Origin of the sequence: Streptomyces sp. NPDC091371 (genome assembly GCF_040684275.1) — a bacterium.
Lineage (GTDB): Bacteria > Actinomycetota > Actinomycetes > Streptomycetales > Streptomycetaceae > Streptomyces.
In genome coordinates this window covers 1-16025 of record NZ_JBFBFP010000028.1, presented here as the reverse complement: position 1 = coordinate 16025, position 16025 = coordinate 1, and the positions used below count along the sequence as shown (strand labels likewise).

The window sequence follows — 16025 nt, the reverse complement described above, 5'->3', positions numbered from 1 at the left end:
CATTGCCCGGCAGGACGTGCCCGGCTCCCGCATGCATGCTGGATGAGGGAGGGGAACGGGGGCTGGTTCTCGGGTCGACGGGGAAGATCGAGCCATCGAAAGGCGGATGCCTCATGAGGCTTGTCGTGGACCTCAACCGCTGTCAGGGCTACGCCCAGTGCGCGTTCCTCGCCCCGGACGTCTTCGCCATGCACGGCGACGAGTCACTCCTTTACAACCCGCAGCCCGACGAGGAGCACCGCGAGAACGTCGTCCGCGCCGTCCACGCCTGCCCCGTCCGGGCCATCCTGCTGGACGCGATGAACGGGTCCCTGACGACCGCGGAGGCCAGTGGTGAGCGGTGACTCAGCCCTTGAGCGGCTCAAGCGCGAAGGCCGCATCGTGGTCGTCGGCGCTTCCCTCGCCGGCCTGCGGGCCGCCGAGACCATGCGCGAGAAGGGGTTCGCCGGATCGCTCACGATGATCGGCGACGAGCCCTACGAGCCGTACGACCGTCCCCCGCTGTCCAAGCAGGTCCTGCTGGGCAAGGCGACCGCGGACCGTACGGCCCTCCCCCGCCGCCGGGACATCGACGCCAAATGGCGGCTCGGCGTACCCGCCACCGGTCTGGACATGGCGGCCAGACGGGTGAAGCTCGCCGACGGGGACGAAGTGGAGTACGACCGGCTGCTGATCGCCACCGGGGTACGGGCCCGGCCGTGGCCGAACGAGGAGGAGGCCGCCCTCGAAGGCGTCTTCACCCTGCGCACCCGGGACGACGGGGTGGCCTTGGAGCGGCGGCTCGCCGCCGGACCGCGCCGGGTGCTGGTCATCGGCGCCGGGTTCACCGGTTCCGAGATCGCCTCCGCCTGCCGCGAGCGGGACCTCCCGGTCACGGTGGCCGAGCGGGGCGCCGCGCCCCTGGTCGGGGCCCTGGGCGGAGCGGTCGGCGAGGTCGCGGCCCGGATGCACCACGAGAACGGGGTGGATCTGCGGACCGGGATCATGGTCACCGGGCTGGAGGGCGACTCCTCCGGCCAGGTACGGGCCGCCCACTTCTCGGACGGCAGCGTCCTGGAGACCGACGTCGTGATCGTGGGACTCGGCGCCCAGCGCAACACCGAATGGCTGGCCGGTTCCGGACTGGGCGCGGGCCCGCGGGGCATCGCCTGCGACGCGGGCTGCCGGGCCTTCAACATCTGGGGCATCGTCACGGACGACATCTATGTGGCGGGTGACGTCGCACGCTCCCCGCACGCGCTCTTCGGCTACCAGTTCCTGTCGCTGGAGCACTGGGGCAACGCCGTCGCGCAGGCCGAGACCGCGGCGCACAACATGCTCAGCGAAGGCATGGACCGGCGCCCCCACGTGTGGGTTCCGGCCTTCTGGTCCTCCCAGTTCGGGGTGAACATCAAGTCGGTCGGGGTCCCCTCGATGGGGACCGAGCTCCTCATCACCCAGGGCTCTCGCGACGAGCGCAGGTTCGTGGGCGTCTACGGCTACCAGGGGCGCGTGATCGGCGCCGTCACCTTCGACCAGTGCCGGTGGCTGGACTTCTACGAGCAGCAGATCGAACAGACCGCCCCGTTCCCGCCGCCCTACGCGACGGTGGACCGCCGGAGCGAGGGGAACGCGCCGCTGGACCCGGACTTCCCCGACCCGTCGGTACCGACCCACGGCCCGACCATCACCCTGAGCGGCTACTCACCGGCCGACCGGCGGATGACGTTCACGCCGGCGCACAACTGAGCGCGAGGACCTCTCATGACTGAAGGCATCCTGCGGCAGATCCTCGACTACTCCAGCCGCGCCAACCCGTACCCCCTCTACGAGGAGCTCCGCAAGAGCGGGCCGGTGTTCCACGACGGGGACGGACCGTACGTCGTCAGCACGTACCACGAGATCAAGAGCCTGCTGCACGATCCGCGGATCAGCTCCGACTCCCGCAACCTGGCGTCGACCGCCGGCGACCTGCTGGGCGAGGGGGACGGGGAAGAGGGCGAGGGCGGCGCCCTGCCGCCGTCCTTCCTGAAGCTGGACCCGCCCGACCACGACCGGCTGCGCCGGATGACGAACCGCCCCTTCGGGCCGCCGCACTCCCCGCACCGCGTCCACGACATGCGCGGCGAGCTGGGCGGCATCGTCACCGGTCTGATCGACACGATCGCCGAGCAGGGCGACCCGGGGCGGATCGACCTCGTCGAGGAGTTCTCGTACCCCTTCCCGGTCACGGTGATCTGCCGGCTGCTGGGCGTGCCGAGCGAGGACGAGGCCAAGTTCCACGTCTGGGCCGACACGCTCGCCGCGAGTCTGGACCCCGATCCGGACGCCGATCCCACCGAACGCGCGAAGAAGACGCAGGACTCCCGCATGGAGCTCGGCATGTACCTGGCCGGGCTGATCGAGGAGCGGCGCAAGAACCCCACCGGGGACATGCTCTCGGAGCTGGCGGCCGGGCAGGGCCCGGACGGCGCCATGAGCACGATGGAAGTGCTCGCCACCTCGGCGCTGCTGCTGATCGCCGGGCACGAGACCACCGTCAACCTGATCACGAACGGCATGCTCACACTCCTGCGCCATCCTGAGGCCCTGGACCGGCTGCGCGCCGATCCGGCGCTGGCCGTCCCGATCGTGGAGGAGCTGCTGCGCTACGAGCCCCCGGTGCAGCTGCTGCCGCAGCGCACGCCGCTGGCCGACATCGAGATGGCGGGGGTGACCATCCCCAAGGGCGCCTCGCTCTGGCTGATCCTGGCCTCCGGCAACCGCGACCCCCGGCGGTTCAAGGATCCGGACCGCTTCGACCCGGACCGCCCGGACGTCCAGCACCTGGGTCTCGGCAGCGGCATCCACAGCTGCTTCGGGGCGCCCCTGGCCCGGCTGGAGGCCGCGCTGGCACTCAGCGAGCTGGCCCGCAGGCTGGAGAACCCCCGCCTGCTGGAGGATCCGCCCCCGTACCGCCAGAACGCGGTCCTGCGCGGCCCGCGCCACCTCCCGATCGCCTGCGACAAGATCCTCCCGGCCTAGGCAGGCTCTCCCGGCAGGACGACCACCTCGGCCGGGCTGAAGGTGACGGCCACCCGGTCGCCCACCGAGGGCGCCCCGGCCAGCCCGCACTCCGCCTCCAGCACCGGCCCGGCCTCCGGGCGCAGCAGCAGGGCGACGTGCGTGCCGCGGAAGGTGCGAGAGACCACCTCGCAGGGCAGGCCGGCCGCGCACAGCACGACCCCCGCGGGGCGGACCAGCAGCCGGTGCGCCCCGTCCGGGGTGCCGGCCGGGACCGGGACCTTGCCCCACGCGGTGGCGGCCGCGCCGCCCGAGACCGTGGCCGGGACCACGTTCTCGAAGCCGAGGAACCGGGCCACGAACTCCGAGGCGGGCCGCTGCCAGACCTCCAGCGGAGTCCCGGCCTGCGCGATCCGCCCGTCCCGCATCACCACCACCCGGTCGGCCAGGGCGAAGGCCTCGCCCTGGTCGTGCGTGACGGCCAGTACGGTCGTCCCCAGCCGGGAGAACAGTCCGCGCAGCTCCACCACGAGCCGCTCCCGCAGCCCCCGGTCCAGCTGCCCGAGCGGCTCGTCCAGCATCAGCAGCCGCGGCGACGGCGCCAGCGCCCGGGCCAGCGCGACCCGCTGCTGCTCGCCGCCGGACAGCGAGGCCACCGCCCGGCCCTGGGCTCCGGGGAGCCCGACCAGCTCCAGCAGCTCCGCGACGTGGGCCCCGTACGACACACGCGCGAGGCCCCGCATCCGCAGGCCGAACGCGACGTTCCCGCCGACGTCCCGGTGCGGGAACAGCTGGTGGTCCTGGAACATCAGGCCGACGCCCCGCCGGTGCACGGGCACCCCGGCCTGGTCCGCCCCGCCCAGCAGGACGCGTCCCGCGGACACCTGCTGGAGGCCGGCGACGACCCGCAGCAGCGTGGACTTCCCGCTCCCGCTCGGTCCCAGCACGCACACGGTCTCGTGCTCGGCGACCTTGAGGTCCACGGCGTCCACGACCGCGCGCTCACCGAAGCGGACCGACACCCCTTCCAGCTGAAGCAGCGTCATCAGAACTCTCCGGAGGTCTTGTCGGGGCGCAGCCGCTCCAGCACCAGCAGGGACGCCGCGCACACCAGCATCAGGATCGTGCTCAGGGCCATCGCCTGCCCGTAGTTCATCTCACCGGCCCGCCCCAGCAGCCGCGCCACGGCCACCGGCAGCGTCGGGTGGTCCGGCCGCGCGATGAACACGGTCGCGCCGAACTCCCCCAGCGAGACCGCGAAGGCGAACCCGGCCGCGATCAGCAGCGCGCGCCGCACCAGCGGCAGGTCCACCTCCCGCCAGGCCCGCAGCGGCGACGCGCCGAGCACCGCGGCCGCCTCGCGCAGTCTCCCGTCCACCGCCCGCAGCACGGGCAGCATGGTCCGCACGACGAACGGCACGCCGACGAGGGCCTGCGCGAGCGGCACCAGGATCCACGAGGTCCGCAGGTCCAGCGGCGGCTCGTCCAGGGTGATGAGGAAGCCGAAGCCCACCGTCACGGCGGACACCCCGAGCGGCAGCATCAGGAGCGCGTCGAAGCCGCGCACGAAGCGGCCGCCGCGCCGGGTCAGTGCCGCGGCCGCGAGCCCCCCGATGACCAGGGCGATCGCGGTGGCGGCGAGCGCGTACTGGAGGGAGTTCCAGATCGCCTCCAGCGGCGGCACCAGGAACGTTCCGCCGCCCGCGCCGACCTCCTGGAGCGCCCGGTAGAAGCCGAAGCCGTATCCGCCGGGCGCGTCGAAGGAGCGTTCCACCAGCACGGCGAGCGGCGCCACGATGAGCAGCGCCACGGTCAGCAGCACCCCGCCCAGCAGCGCGCGCTGCGCCCAGCCGCGCGGCCGGTGCGTGGTGCGGCCCGGGTCGACGAGCCGCAGCGCGGTCTCGCGCTTGCGCACCGTCCAGGCGTGCACGGCGAGGATCCCGCCGATCGCGGCGAACTGGACCATCGTCAGTACGGCGGCCGTCGACAGGTCCAGGAGCTGCGCGGTCTGCCGGTAGACCTCCACCTCCAGGGTGGAGTACGAGGGCCCGCCGAGGATGAGCACGACGCCGAAGGAGCTGAAGGTGAACAGGAACACCATCAGCGAGGCGGCGGCCACCGCCGGGGCCAGCGCCGGCAGCGTCACCCGCCGCCAGGCGGTGAACCGTCCGGCGCCCAGCACCCGGGCGGCCTCCTCCTGACGCGGATCCAGCTGGGCCCAGAGCCCGCCGACCGTGCGGACGACGACGGCGTAGTTGAAGAAGACGTGCGCGAGCAGGATCGCCCAGACGGTGGTGTCGAGCCGGACCCCCACCGTTTCGTCCAGCAGCCCGCCGCGGCCGACGAGGGAGAGGAAGGCGGTGCCGACGACCACGGTCGGCAGCACGAAGGGGACCGTCACCACGGCGCGCAGGAGCTGCTTGCCGGGGAACTCGAAGCGCGCGAACACGTACGCGGCGGGGAGCGCGATCAGCAGCGTGAGCGCGGTGGAGGCGAACGCCTGCCAGGTGGTGAACCAGAGCACCTCGGCGATGTCGGGCCGGGTGATCACCTCGCCGATCCGGCCGAGCTGCCAGCCGGCGTCGGTCTTGAGACCGCGCCCGACGATGGCGGCGACGGGGTAGGCGAAGAACAGCCCGAAGAAGGCGAGGGGCACGGCCATCAGCGCGAACCGCACGGCCGTGGCCCGGCCGGACTCCCGGCCGGGCTCCCGGATGGTTCCGCGGCCGGACGCACGGCCGGACCCGCGGGTGGCGGGGACCGGCGCGGCGCCCCCCGACGCCGCGTCCGGACCCTTCGTACCGCTTACTTCACGACGAGCGCGGTCCATGCCGAGACCCACTGCTCACGGTTCTTGGCGATGGTCTGCGGAGCCACGTTCTCGGGCTTCTCGACCACCACGCCGTGCTTGGTGAACAGCTCCGGCAGGGAAGCGTTCTTCGTCACCGGGTTCACGAACATCTGGAGCGGCATGTCCTCCTGGAACTTCTTGCTGATCAGGAAGTCCACGAGCGCCTTGCCGCCCTCAGCGTTCTTCGCTCCCTTCAGCAGACCCGCGAACTCGATCTGGCGGAAGCAGGTGCCCGTCGCGACGCCCGTGGGGGCCTCGGCCGGCTGCGGCTCGCCGTACAGCACCTCGACCGGGGGGCTGGAGGCGTAGGAGACGACCAGCGGGCGGTCGCCCTTGGCCTTCTTGCCGCCGGCGGAGCCGGAGAAGCGCTCGTTGTAGGCCTGCTCCCAGCCGTCGACGACCTCGACGCCGTTGGCCTTCAGCTTGGTCCAGTAGTCCTTCCAGCCGTCCTCGCCGTACTTGCCGACGGAGGCGAGCAGGAAGCCGAGGCCGGGCGAGGAGGTCGCGGCGTTCTCGGTGACCAGCAGGTTCTTGTACTCCGGCTTGACCAGGTCGTCCAGCGTCTGCGGCGGGGCGATCTTCTTGTCGGCGAAGTACGCCTTGTCGTAGTTGACGCAGATGTCGCCGGAGTCGGTCGGGGTGACCCGGTGCTCCTTGTCGAGGACGTACTCCGGCTTCACCTCGGCCAGGCCCTTGGCCTCGTACGGGGTGAAGATGCCGTTGTCGAGGGCGCGCGAGAGCAGGGTGTTGTCCACACCGAAGAAGACGTCGCCGCGCGGGGAGCCCTTGGTGAGGATCTCCTGGTTCAGCGCCGCGCCCGCGTCGCCGGACTTCAGGACCTTGACCGTGTAGCCGCTCTCCTGCTCGAACTCCTTGAGGACCGCTTCGGTCACGTTGAAGGAGTCGTGGGAGACGAGCGTGACGGTCTTGGGCTTCGCGCTCTCGCTCGCGCCCGCGGTCTTGTCCTTGGCGCCGCCGCCGCAGGCGCTGAGCGTGGTGACGCCCAGCGCGGCCGCGAGCGCGGCGCCCGCGATCTTCTTGGTGGTGCTCACTGGTGATTCCTCCTGGGATGACCAGGAGAAGACGCGGCCCTGCCCGGCGCTCTGTGGGAGCGGACGCCGGGCAGGGCGCAACAGCTTGAGTGGTGACCGAACTTCCTACCCCGAATGACCGGGGCGAGGTTCAGAGGGTCTGCGGATGACGGTGTCCGCACTCTCAGCGCTGTGGCGCTCCCCTGTCGGAATATGAAATTGGTTCGGCCACAGGGTACCCCGTGGCCGAATCACGACGAACAAAACCGGAACCTAACGCTCCGATGCGGCGAGCTGGCCGCACGCGCCGTCGATCTCCTGGCCGCGGGTGTCCCGTACGGTCACGGGCACGCCGTGCCGGGCGATGGCCTCCACGAAGGCCTTCTCGTCCTCGGGGCGCGAGGCGGTCCACTTGGAGCCGGGCGTCGGGTTCAGCGGGATCAGGTTGACGTGGACGCGCTTGCCCTTGAGCAGGCGGCCGAGCAGGTCGCCGCGCCAGGCCTGGTCGTTGATGTCGCGGATCAGGGCGTACTCGATGGAGATGCGGCGGCCCGACTTCTCGGCGTACTCCCAGGCCGCGTCGAGGACCTCGCGGACCTTCCAGCGGGTGTTCACCGGCACCAGGGTGTCGCGCAGCTCGTCGTCCGGCGCGTGCAGCGAGACGGCGAGGCGGCACTTGAAGCCCTCGTCGGCGAACCGCAGCATGGCCGGGACCAGGCCGACGGTGGAGACGGTGATGCCGCGCTGCGACAGGCCGAGGCCGTCGGGCTCCGGGTCGGTGAGCCGGCGGATGGCGCCGACGACCCGCTTGTAGTTGGCCAGCGGCTCGCCCATGCCCATGAAGACGATGTTCGACAGCCGGGCCGGTCCGCCGGGGACATCACCGTCGCGCAGGGCGCGCATGCCGTCGACGATCTGGTGCACGATCTCGGCGGTGGACAGGTTGCGGTCGAGACCGGCCTGGCCGGTGGCGCAGAACGGGCAGTTCATGCCGCAGCCGGCCTGCGAGGAGATGCACATGGTGACCCGGTCGGGGTAGCGCATCAGCACGGACTCGACGAGCGTGCCGTCGTGCAGCTTCCACAGGGTCTTGCGGGTGGTGTCGTCGTCGCAGCTGATGTGCCGCACGACGTTCATCAGCTCGGGCAGCAGCTCCTGCTGGAGCTTCTCGCGGGAGGCGGCCGGGATGTCGGTCCACTCGGCCGGGTCGTGCGCGTACCGGGCGAAGTAGTGCTGGGAGAGCTGCTTGGCCCGGAAGGGCTTCTCGCCGATCGCGGCCACGGCCTCGCGGCGCTCGGCGGGGCTGAGGTCGGCGAGGTGCCGCGGTGGCTTCTTGGCGCCTCGGGGCGCGACGAAGGTGAGCTCTCCCGGAACGGGGCGGGCCATGATCGGATACTCCTCGATGGGGCGAGGTCCGGGCGCGCGACTCCGCCGGTGCGGAGCGGACTGCGGCTCGACTGGAGCCTGGAAGACCTCTCACGGGCCGTCCCCGCAGTCGCGGAGAACGGCAAAGGCGCGCCACTCGCGAGTGGCGCGCCTTTTAGGATAACCCGCTCCGCGGGGGCCGACCGGTGCCGACGGGTTCCGCGGCTCGGTCAGCCCGTGCCCACGAACGCGGCCAGCAGCAGCCACACCACCGGGGCGGTCGGCAGGAGGGAGTCCAGCCGGTCCATGATGCCCCCGTGGCCGGGGAGCAGGGTGCCCATGTCCTTGATGCCCAGGTCCCGCTTGATCATCGACTCGCCGAGGTCGCCCAGCGTGGCGCTGACCGCGACCGCGAGGCCCAGCAGCAGGCCCTGCCACCAGGAACCGCCGTCGATCAGGAACTCCATGCACAGGGCGCCCGCCGCCATGGCGAAGGCCACCGCGCCGAAGAGCCCCTCGCGCGTCTTGCCGGGGCTGATGCGCGGCGCGAGCTTCGTCTTGCCGAAGCGCCAGCCGACCGCGTAGGCCCCGGTGTCGCTGACCACGGTCAGCACCAGGAAGGTCACCACGCGCTGCGGCCCGTCGTCGGCGGTGAGCAGCATCGCGACGAACGTGGCGAGGAAGGGCACGTAGAACGCCGCGAAGACGCCCGCGGTGACGTCCTTGAGGTAGTCCTCGGGAGGTTCGGTCATCCGCCAGACCAGGACCGCGAGGGCCGTCAGGGCCATGGCGACCCAGGCCCCCTCGGCACCCCGGACGTATCCGGCGATGACCATGGCCGCGCCGCCCACCGCGAGCGGGACCAGCGGGGCCTTGATGCCCTTCTTCTCCTGGAGCCGGGAGGTGAGCTCCCACAGGCCCACGACGACCGCGACGACGACGACGCCGACGAAGACCGCCTTGACGATGAACAGCGAGGCGAAGATCACCGCGCCGAGGCCGACGCCGACCCCTATGGCCGCGCGCAGGTCCCGCCCCGCGCGCTTCTTCTGCGGCGGGGGCGGGGGGTCCTGCGGCGCCTGCGAAGGCGGAGGCGGGGGGCTGGGCATGGGCTCCTGCGGCGGTGTCTCGTCGCGGAAGAGGGGACCGCCGTTCGGGGCGGCCCCCCGATCGCGTGCTTCCCGGTCGTCGAAGTCACGGCCGGCGGCATCGGGCACGATGGGCATGGGCCGAGTGTGCGGGCCCGCCTGCGCATCGTATGCGGGACCCGCCGGAACCGGCTCCGGCTGCCAGGAAGAGTCGTTCATCAGACTTCGAGGAGCTCGGCTTCCTTGTGCTTGAGCAGCTCGTCCACCTGCGCCACGTACTTGGCGGTGGTGTCGTCGAGCTCCTTCTCCGCGCGGCGCACCTCGTCCTCGCCGGCCTCCTTGTCCTTGACGAGCTTGTCAAGGGCGTCCTTCGCCTTGCGGCGGACGGAGCGGATGGAGACCTTGGAGTCCTCGGCCTTGTTCTTGGCGACCTTGATGTACTCCTTGCGGCGGTCCTGCGTCAGCTCGGGGAAGGTCACCCGGATGATGCGGCCGTCGTTGCTCGGGTTGACACCGAGGTCGGAGTCGCGGATGGCCTGCTCGATGTTGCGCAGCGCGGACGCGTCGAACGGCGTCACGATCGCCATGCGCGGCTCGGGCACCGCGAAGGAGGCGAGCTGGTTGATGGGCGTGATGGCGCCGTAGTAGTCCGCCACGATCTTGTTGAACATCGCCGGGTGCGCACGGCCGGTGCGAATCGCGGCGAAGTCTTCCTTGGCGACGACGACGGCCTTCTCCATCTTCTCCTCGGCTTCGAGGAGGATTTCTTCGATCACCACGTGCTCCTGCATGTCTTGAATGGATGGTTCAGGCGGGCGGGACCGCTCAGGCCCGGGTTCCCTGGTCGCTGACAAGCGTGCCGATCTTCTCACCCTTGACGGCGCGCGCGATATTGCCCTCGGCGAGCAGTTCGAAGACGAGGATGGGCAGCTTGTTGTCGCGGCACAGCGTGATCGCCGTCGCGTCGGCGACCTTGAGGTCCCGGGAGAGGACCTCGCCGTACTCCAGCGCGTCGAACTTCACCGCGTCCGGGTTCTTCTTGGGGTCGGAGTCGTAGACCCCGTCGACGCCGTTCTTGCCCATGAGCAGGGCCTCGGCGTCGATCTCCAGGGCGCGCTGGGCGGCCGTGGTGTCGGTGGAGAAGTACGGCATGCCCATACCGGCGCCGAAGATGACGACGCGGCCCTTCTCCAGGTGCCGCACGGCGCGCAGCGGGATGTACGGCTCCGCGACCTGGCCCATGGTGATGGCGGTCTGCACGCGGGAGTCGATGCCCTCCTTCTCCAGGAAGTCCTGGAGTGCGAGGCAGTTCATGACCGTGCCGAGCATGCCCATGTAGTCGGACCGGGCCCGGTCCATGCCGCGCTGCTGCAGCTCGGCGCCGCGGAAGAAGTTGCCGCCGCCGATGACGACGGCGATCTCCGCGCCGTCGCGGACCACCGCGGCGATCTCACGCGCGATGGCGTGGACGACGTCGGGGTCGACGCCCAGTCCTCCGCCACCGGAGAAGGCCTCGCCCGACAGCTTCAGCATGAAGCGGCGGCCCTTCTTCTGCTGGTCGCTCTTGTCGTCGGATGCGGTGTGGGGGTCCACGCCCTGATTCATGGAGATCTCCTCGTGCACATACGAAGAAGGCCATTGCCGGTGGGTCCTTGCGGTTCCCTCTACGGCAATGGCCTCCTCGTCAGATCTGCGGTCGTCCTGCGCGAGCGCGGACGACTGCCTCAGACCCTACCTGGGGTCCGGTGTCCGTCGCGTACGGACGGACTCAGATGCCGACCTTGATGCGCGTGAAGCGCTTCAGGGTGACACCGGCCTCGTCCAGAACCTTCTGCACGGACTTCTTGTTGTCCAGGGCGTAGGCCTGGCCGAGCAGCGTGGCGTCCTTGAAGAAGCCGTTGACGCGACCCTCGACGATCTTCGCGATGGCAGCCTCGGGCTTGCCCTCCGCGCGGGTGACCTCTTCGGCGATGCGGCGCTCGGACTCGACCTTGTCGGCCGGGACGTCCTCGGCGGACAGCCACTGCGGGGCGAACGCGGCGATGTGCTGCGCGACGCCGCGGGCGACCTCGGCGTTCTCCTTGTCGAGCTCGACCAGGACGCCGATCTGGAACGGCAGGTCGGGCATCGTGCGGTGCATGTACGCGGACACGTAACCGCCGGTGAACTGCGCGAAGCGGTCCAGGACGATCTTCTCGCCGAGGTTGGCGTTGGCCTCGTCGACGAAGGCGGTGACGGTCTTGCCGGGCTCGATCTCGGACGCGAGCAGCGCCTCGATGTCGGCCGGGGAGGTCGCGGCGACGTGCGCGGCCAGCTGGTTGGCGACGGCCAGGAACTTCTCGCCCTTGGCGACGAAGTCCGTCTCGCACTTCAGCTCGACGATGACACCGGAGGTGTTGTCGTCGGCGATGAGGGAGACGACGGCACCGTTCTCGGCAGAACGGCCCTCGCGCTTGGCGACGCCCTTCTGACCCTTGATGCGGAGGGCTTCCTGGGCCTTGTCGACGTCACCGTCGGCGTCCACGAGCGCGTTCTTGCAGTCCAGCATGCCGGCGCCGGTGAGCTCGCGGAGCTTCTTGACGTCAGCGGCGGTGTAGTTCGCCATGAGTCTGTGATTCTCTCTCGAAGTCGTAGATCTACGGGTGAACGGCGGAGGCGCCGCGCTTTTGGCGCGGCTCCCCCGCCGTCATCGTCCGTGCTGCGAGTGCCCGGCGCGTGAACGCCGGGCTCTCTCAGAGGGTCAGGCCTGCTCGGCGTCGGCGGCCGGGGCCTCAGCCTCGGCGGCCGGGGCCTCGGCGGCAGCCTCGGCCGGAGCGGCCTCAGCAGCGTCGTCGGCCTTCTTGTCGCCCTCGAGCAGGTCGCGCTCCCACTCGGCGAGCGGCTCGGCAGCGGCCTTCTCGCCCGGCTTCGAGTCACCGGTCGCAGCGCCGGAGCGGGCGATGAGGCCCTCGGCGACGGCGTCGGCGATCACGCGGGTGAGCAGGGTGACGGAGCGGATCGCGTCGTCGTTGCCCGGGATCTTGTAGTCGACCTCGTCGGGGTCGCAGTTGGTGTCGAGGATCGCGACGACCGGGATGTGGAGCTTGCGCGCCTCACCGACGGCGATGTGCTCCTTCTTGGTGTCGACGATCCAGACGGCGCTGGGGACCTTCGACATCTCGCGGATACCACCGAGGGTCTTCTCCAGCTTGGCCTTCTCGCGGGAGAGGACCAGGAGCTCCTTCTTGGTGAGACCCGAGGCGGCGACGTCCTCGAAGTCGATCGCCTCAAGCTCCTTCAGACGCTGGAGGCGCTTGTAGACGGTGGAGAAGTTGGTGAGCATGCCACCGAGCCAGCGCTGGTTGACGTACGGCATGCCAACGCGCGTCGCCTGCTCGGCGATGGCCTCCTGGGCCTGCTTCTTGGTACCGACGAACATGATGGAGCCACCGTGCGCGACGGTCTCCTTCACGAACTCGTAGGCGCGGTCGATGTACGACAGCGACTGCAGCAGGTCGATGATGTAGATGCCGTTGCGCTCCGTGAAGATGAAGCGCTTCATCTTCGGGTTCCAACGACGGGTCTGGTGACCGAAGTGGACGCCGCTTTCCAGCAGCTCCCGCATCGTGACGACGGCCATGGCCATCTCCTTGGTTTCTCGGTTTGGTTCCTGACGCCCCGCCGCGCCCTGCCCCGCTGAGGGACCGAGAGACGCTGTCACCTGGCCGTTTCGGGCCGGTGCTGGGGCGTGCGAAGTCGACCCGGTGACCCGGATCGCCACAAGAAGTGTACGGGACCCGGCGGTATGCCGGGTGACGCCGTTGTCCACAACGGCCCGGCCGTCCACAGCCCGCCCCCGGGCGCGGCCTCCGCGCGGGACGCTACGGCCCATGACGACCTTGCTGCTCAGCCTGTTCCTCGCCCTGACCCAGGCGGCCGGCGCCGGGCCCATTTCCACGGTCCGCCCGCTGCCCGCACCCCTGTCGGTGGTCCGCTGGTGGGACCCGCCGCCGTCGCCGTACGCGGCCGGGCACCGGGGCGTGGACCTGGCCGCCCCGGTGGGCTCGCGGCTCCGCGCGACGGGCCCGGGCCGGGTGCACTACGCCGGGCAGGTCGCGGGCCGCGGGGTCCTGTCCCTCACCCTCCCGAACGGCCTGCGCACGACCTACGAACCCGTACGCCCGCTGGTCGCGGAGGGGGAGCAGGTCACGGCCGGCCAGGTGGTGGCGGTCCTGACGGAGGGCTCCCACTGCCCGGCCCCCTGCCTCCACTGGGGCCTCCTGAGGGGCGAGGAGTACCTCAACCCCCTCACCCTCCTCCCCCGCCCGAGCCCCCGGCTGCTGCCTGCCGGCCCCGCCGGCCTTTGAGACGGAACCAGCCCCGCCGGCGTGTGAGGCGCGGGGTCCGGGGCGGAGCCCCGATCCTTGAGCCGCACCCACCGGCACACCCGCGGACGAACCGGCCTCAGCCCCGGACGCCCCGCAGGGCCATGGCCACGGCCGTCTCCGTCACCACGGCCGGATCCTCGGCCGCACCGAGCTCGATCCGCCGCACAGCCGCATCCACGACCCCCTGCAGCAGCATCGCGGCCAGCTTCGGCTCCTGCTGCCCGAGGGCGGCCAAGGCCTCGACGATCATCGCGACGAGCCCCCCGTGCGCCGCGCGGATCTTCTCCCGCGCCCCGGCGTCCAGCTCGCTCGCGGAGATGGCCACCACCGCCCGGTGGCGCCGGTCCCCCACCAGCCCCAGCTGGCTCCGCACGTAGGCCTCGATCTTCGCCTCCGGCGCCTCGGCGGCCTCCATCGCCGCCTCGATCTCGGCGGCCCACACGGGGAAGTCCACCGCGCACAGCTCTTCGACCACGGCCGCACGGGAGCGGAAGTACTCGTACACGGACGACCGGGCGAGCCCGGTCCGCTCCGCGAGGGCGGGGAAGGTCAGCGCCTCCGTTCCGCCTTCGGACAACAGGGTGCGCGCGGCGTCCAGTAGGGCGCCGCGCTGCATCGACCGGTGCTCGGCCACGGAGGCCGCTCGAATCCTGGGCACACGTCCACTCTACGGAGGTGGCGCAAGCTCACCGACCCACGTCCGCCAGCTTCGCCCGCAGTTGCAGCACCGACTTGGTGTGGATCTGGCTGACCCGGCTCTCGGTGACTCCCAGCACGTTGCCGATCTCGGCCAGCGTGAGGCCCTCGTAGTAGTAGAGGGTCACCACGGTCTTCTCCCGCTCGGGCAGCGTGTTGATGGCCCGTGCCAGCAGGCGCCTGAGCTCGCGGTCCTCCGCCACTTCCACCGGGTTGTCGGCGGCGGTGTCCTCCAGGGTGTCCATGAGGGAGAGGCGGTCACCGCCCTCGCCCCCGACGTGCAGGAGCTCCTCCAGGGCGACCACGTTCGCCAGCGACAACTGGCTGAAGACGGCATGGAGGTCCTCCACGCCGATGCCCATCTCCCCCGCGACCTCGCTCTCCGTGGGGGTGCGGCGCAGCTGGGCCTCCAGGGTGGCGTACGCCCGCTCCACGGCCCGCGCCTTCTGCCGCACCGAGCGGGGGATCCAGTCCAGGGCCCGGAGTTCGTCGATCATCGCGCCGCGGATCCGGGTGATCGCGTACGTCTCGAACTTGATGGACCGGTCGATGTCGAACTTCTCGATGGCGTCGATCAGTCCGAAGACCCCGGAGGAGACGAAATCGGCCTGTTCCACATTGGGCGGCAGGCCCACGCTCACCCGGCCGGCGACGTACTTGACCAGCGGCGAGTAGTGCAGGATCAGCTGCTCCCGCAGCCGCTCGTCACCCGAGGCCTTGTACGAGCGCCACAGCACCTCCAGGGACGAGGGCGCGGTGGACCGCTCGCTGCCGCGGGCAGCGGGGGGCACCGCAGCGCGGTCAGACCCTGAGGTGTGCTGGGGCATGCTTCGCCTTTGCCGGAGCGGGATTCCTTGGGAGCGTAGCGTGACGGAAGTGTCGCGGTGCGCGAAGAGTACGGGATCGGGCGGGGGCGCAGGCGCGGCCCGACTCGCGCGGACGACCCGGGACCGGCGCCTGGCACTCGGTCCCGGGAGCTGCCATCGGGAAGACCGCGTCTCTCATCGCTTTCACTCTTTCACCGGAACGCCCCAGGTCAACGACCGCCTCGCCGAGCGGCACCGGTTTGCGTGCCTCCTCCAGCCGTTTGTCTGCTCAACTGCCAGTCGTCGCCCTGCCGTTCGACGAACCCCAGAGAGTGAAGTTCGTACAGTCTGCCGATGACTTCATCGGTGCCGGTGCCGGAGGCAAGTGCCAACTCCGCCACCCGCACCGGGCGGCCGGCCGGGAGCGCTTCGAGCACCCTCGCGGTGTCGCGGTCGAGCAGGTCCCGGGCGAGCAGGGGTCCGCGCCGCTCGGGGGCCAACTCGCCCATGGCGCCGACCAGCTCGGCCACCTCCGCCGCGTCGGTGACCAGCTCGGCCTCCCCGCGCAGCAGCTCGTGCACCCCGGCGGAGAGCCCGCTGGTGGCGGGCCCGGGAACCCCCATGGTGAACCGGCCGAGCTTCTGGGCCTGCCGGGCGGTGACCAGTGACCCGCTGCGGAGGGCGGCCTCCACGACGACGGTGCCCCGGGTGAGGGCGGCGATGACCCGGTTGCGCAGCACGAACCTTCTCTGCACCAAATCAAGCAGGGAACCCTTCGAGGTCTCGCTTGGTGCCGGAACTAGTCGAGAGAGCAATCACTGAGATGCGGCGAAGGCCGG

Annotated in this window: 15 protein-coding genes, 1 pseudogene and 1 riboswitch; of the genes and pseudogenes, 4 read left to right on the top strand and 12 right to left on the bottom strand. The window is 71.0% G+C overall.

Annotation, left to right across the window (positions count from 1 at the left end):
* Nucleotides 1-113 precede the first annotated feature (113 nt).
* Genes AB0O21_RS26180 through AB0O21_RS26170 form a run of 3 tightly spaced genes read left to right on the top strand, consistent with a single transcriptional unit; the run spans nucleotide 114 to nucleotide 3003 of the window.
* Complete coding sequence (locus AB0O21_RS26180) at nucleotides 114-344, top strand: ferredoxin (RefSeq protein ID WP_365174663.1); 231 nt, start codon at nucleotides 114-116, stop codon at nucleotides 342-344.
* Nucleotides 334-1728, top strand: coding sequence for an FAD-dependent oxidoreductase (locus tag AB0O21_RS26175; protein WP_365174661.1), 1395 nt, complete (start codon nucleotides 334-336; stop codon nucleotides 1726-1728). Before AB0O21_RS26180 ends, AB0O21_RS26175 begins: the two co-directional genes overlap by 11 nt.
* A gap of 15 nt (nucleotides 1729-1743) precedes the next feature.
* Nucleotides 1744-3003: a cytochrome P450 gene (locus AB0O21_RS26170; RefSeq protein ID WP_365174659.1), complete on the top strand. Its 1260-nt coding sequence runs from the start codon at nucleotides 1744-1746 to the stop codon at nucleotides 3001-3003.
* On the opposite strand, the gene AB0O21_RS26165 is transcribed toward AB0O21_RS26170, so the two are convergent.
* The 9 genes from AB0O21_RS26165 to rpsB form a co-directional block, all read right to left on the bottom strand.
* Nucleotides 3000-4028: an ABC transporter ATP-binding protein gene (locus tag AB0O21_RS26165; protein WP_365174656.1), complete on the bottom strand. Its 1029-nt coding sequence runs from the start codon at nucleotides 4026-4028 to the stop codon at nucleotides 3000-3002. The genes AB0O21_RS26170 and AB0O21_RS26165 overlap by 4 nt on opposite strands.
* Nucleotides 4028-5644 carry an iron ABC transporter permease gene (locus AB0O21_RS26160; RefSeq protein WP_365174827.1) on the bottom strand — a complete coding sequence of 539 codons (1617 nt, stop codon included), beginning with the start codon at nucleotides 5642-5644 and terminating at the stop codon, nucleotides 4028-4030. Before AB0O21_RS26160 ends, AB0O21_RS26165 begins: the two co-directional genes overlap by 1 nt.
* 143 nt (nucleotides 5645-5787) lie before the next feature.
* On the bottom strand, nucleotides 5788-6885 hold the full coding sequence (locus tag AB0O21_RS26155; RefSeq protein ID WP_365174653.1) for a thiamine ABC transporter substrate-binding protein: 1098 nt from the start codon (nucleotides 6883-6885) through the stop codon (nucleotides 5788-5790).
* A gap of 84 nt (nucleotides 6886-6969) precedes the next feature.
* A riboswitch (TPP riboswitch) is annotated at nucleotides 6970-7079 on the bottom strand.
* 58 nt (nucleotides 7080-7137) lie between these two features.
* On the bottom strand, nucleotides 7138-8250 hold the full coding sequence (gene rlmN / locus AB0O21_RS26150; RefSeq protein ID WP_365174651.1) for a 23S rRNA (adenine(2503)-C(2))-methyltransferase RlmN: 1113 nt from the start codon (nucleotides 8248-8250) through the stop codon (nucleotides 7138-7140).
* A 209-nt stretch (nucleotides 8251-8459) separates the two neighbouring features.
* Nucleotides 8460-9536, bottom strand: coding sequence for a phosphatidate cytidylyltransferase (locus AB0O21_RS26145; RefSeq protein WP_365174649.1), 1077 nt, complete (start codon nucleotides 9534-9536; stop codon nucleotides 8460-8462).
* Nucleotides 9536-10093 carry a ribosome recycling factor gene (frr, locus tag AB0O21_RS26140; protein WP_243630638.1) on the bottom strand — a complete coding sequence of 186 codons (558 nt, stop codon included), beginning with the start codon at nucleotides 10091-10093 and terminating at the stop codon, nucleotides 9536-9538. The genes AB0O21_RS26145 and frr overlap by 1 nt, the downstream gene beginning before the upstream one ends.
* Before the next feature lie 49 nt (nucleotides 10094-10142).
* Nucleotides 10143-10922: a UMP kinase gene (gene pyrH / locus AB0O21_RS26135; protein WP_365174645.1), complete on the bottom strand. Its 780-nt coding sequence runs from the start codon at nucleotides 10920-10922 to the stop codon at nucleotides 10143-10145.
* Between the two features lie 163 nt (nucleotides 10923-11085).
* Nucleotides 11086-11922 (bottom strand): translation elongation factor Ts, encoded by an 837-nt coding sequence (tsf, locus tag AB0O21_RS26130; protein ID WP_365174642.1) that lies wholly within the window; start codon nucleotides 11920-11922, stop codon nucleotides 11086-11088.
* Nucleotides 11923-12057: 135 nt separating this feature from the next.
* Nucleotides 12058-12936 (bottom strand): 30S ribosomal protein S2, encoded by an 879-nt coding sequence (rpsB, locus tag AB0O21_RS26125; RefSeq protein WP_365174640.1) that lies wholly within the window; start codon nucleotides 12934-12936, stop codon nucleotides 12058-12060.
* 250 nt (nucleotides 12937-13186) lie between these two features.
* On the opposite strand from rpsB, the gene AB0O21_RS26120 reads away from it, so the two are divergent.
* Complete coding sequence (locus tag AB0O21_RS26120; protein ID WP_365174638.1) at nucleotides 13187-13663, top strand: M23 family metallopeptidase; 477 nt, start codon at nucleotides 13187-13189, stop codon at nucleotides 13661-13663.
* 97 nt (nucleotides 13664-13760) lie between these two features.
* Here the strand turns inward: AB0O21_RS26120 and AB0O21_RS26115 are convergent, their stop codons facing one another.
* The 3 genes and pseudogenes from AB0O21_RS26115 to AB0O21_RS26105 all read right to left on the bottom strand — a co-directional run.
* Nucleotides 13761-14300 carry a helix-turn-helix domain-containing protein gene (locus AB0O21_RS26115; RefSeq protein WP_365174824.1) on the bottom strand — a complete coding sequence of 180 codons (540 nt, stop codon included), beginning with the start codon at nucleotides 14298-14300 and terminating at the stop codon, nucleotides 13761-13763.
* A gap of 70 nt (nucleotides 14301-14370) precedes the next feature.
* On the bottom strand, nucleotides 14371-15207 hold the full coding sequence (gene whiG / locus AB0O21_RS26110; RefSeq protein ID WP_365174636.1) for an RNA polymerase sigma factor WhiG: 837 nt from the start codon (nucleotides 15205-15207) through the stop codon (nucleotides 14371-14373).
* A 209-nt stretch (nucleotides 15208-15416) separates the two neighbouring features.
* Nucleotides 15417-15932, bottom strand: a pseudogene (locus tag AB0O21_RS26105) (DNA-processing protein DprA); the annotation flags it as partial.
* Nucleotides 15933-16025: the final 93 nt, after the last annotated feature.

Bases quoted from the DNA above. Each gene is read 5' to 3' on its own strand.
- AB0O21_RS26170 (WP_365174659.1), top strand. From the start codon at position 1,744: ATGACTGAAGGCATCCTGCGGCAGATCCTCGACTACTCCAGCCGCGCC.
- whiG (WP_365174636.1), bottom strand. From the start codon at position 15,207: ATGCCCCAGCACACCTCAGGGTCTGACCGCGCTGCGGTGCCCCCCGCT.
- AB0O21_RS26145 (WP_365174649.1), bottom strand. From the start codon at position 9,536: ATGAACGACTCTTCCTGGCAGCCGGAGCCGGTTCCGGCGGGTCCCGCA.
- AB0O21_RS26160 (WP_365174827.1), bottom strand. From the start codon at position 5,644: ATGGCCGTGCCCCTCGCCTTCTTCGGGCTGTTCTTCGCCTACCCCGTC.
- rpsB (WP_365174640.1), bottom strand. From the start codon at position 12,936: ATGGCCGTCGTCACGATGCGGGAGCTGCTGGAAAGCGGCGTCCACTTC.
- AB0O21_RS26165 (WP_365174656.1), bottom strand. From the start codon at position 4,028: ATGACGCTGCTTCAGCTGGAAGGGGTGTCGGTCCGCTTCGGTGAGCGC.
- AB0O21_RS26180 (WP_365174663.1), top strand. From the start codon at position 114: ATGAGGCTTGTCGTGGACCTCAACCGCTGTCAGGGCTACGCCCAGTGC.
- AB0O21_RS26115 (WP_365174824.1), bottom strand. From the start codon at position 14,300: ATGCAGCGCGGCGCCCTACTGGACGCCGCGCGCACCCTGTTGTCCGAA.
- tsf (WP_365174642.1), bottom strand. From the start codon at position 11,922: ATGGCGAACTACACCGCCGCTGACGTCAAGAAGCTCCGCGAGCTCACC.
- rlmN (WP_365174651.1), bottom strand. From the start codon at position 8,250: ATGGCCCGCCCCGTTCCGGGAGAGCTCACCTTCGTCGCGCCCCGAGGC.
- AB0O21_RS26120 (WP_365174638.1), top strand. From the start codon at position 13,187: ATGACGACCTTGCTGCTCAGCCTGTTCCTCGCCCTGACCCAGGCGGCC.
- pyrH (WP_365174645.1), bottom strand. From the start codon at position 10,922: ATGAATCAGGGCGTGGACCCCCACACCGCATCCGACGACAAGAGCGAC.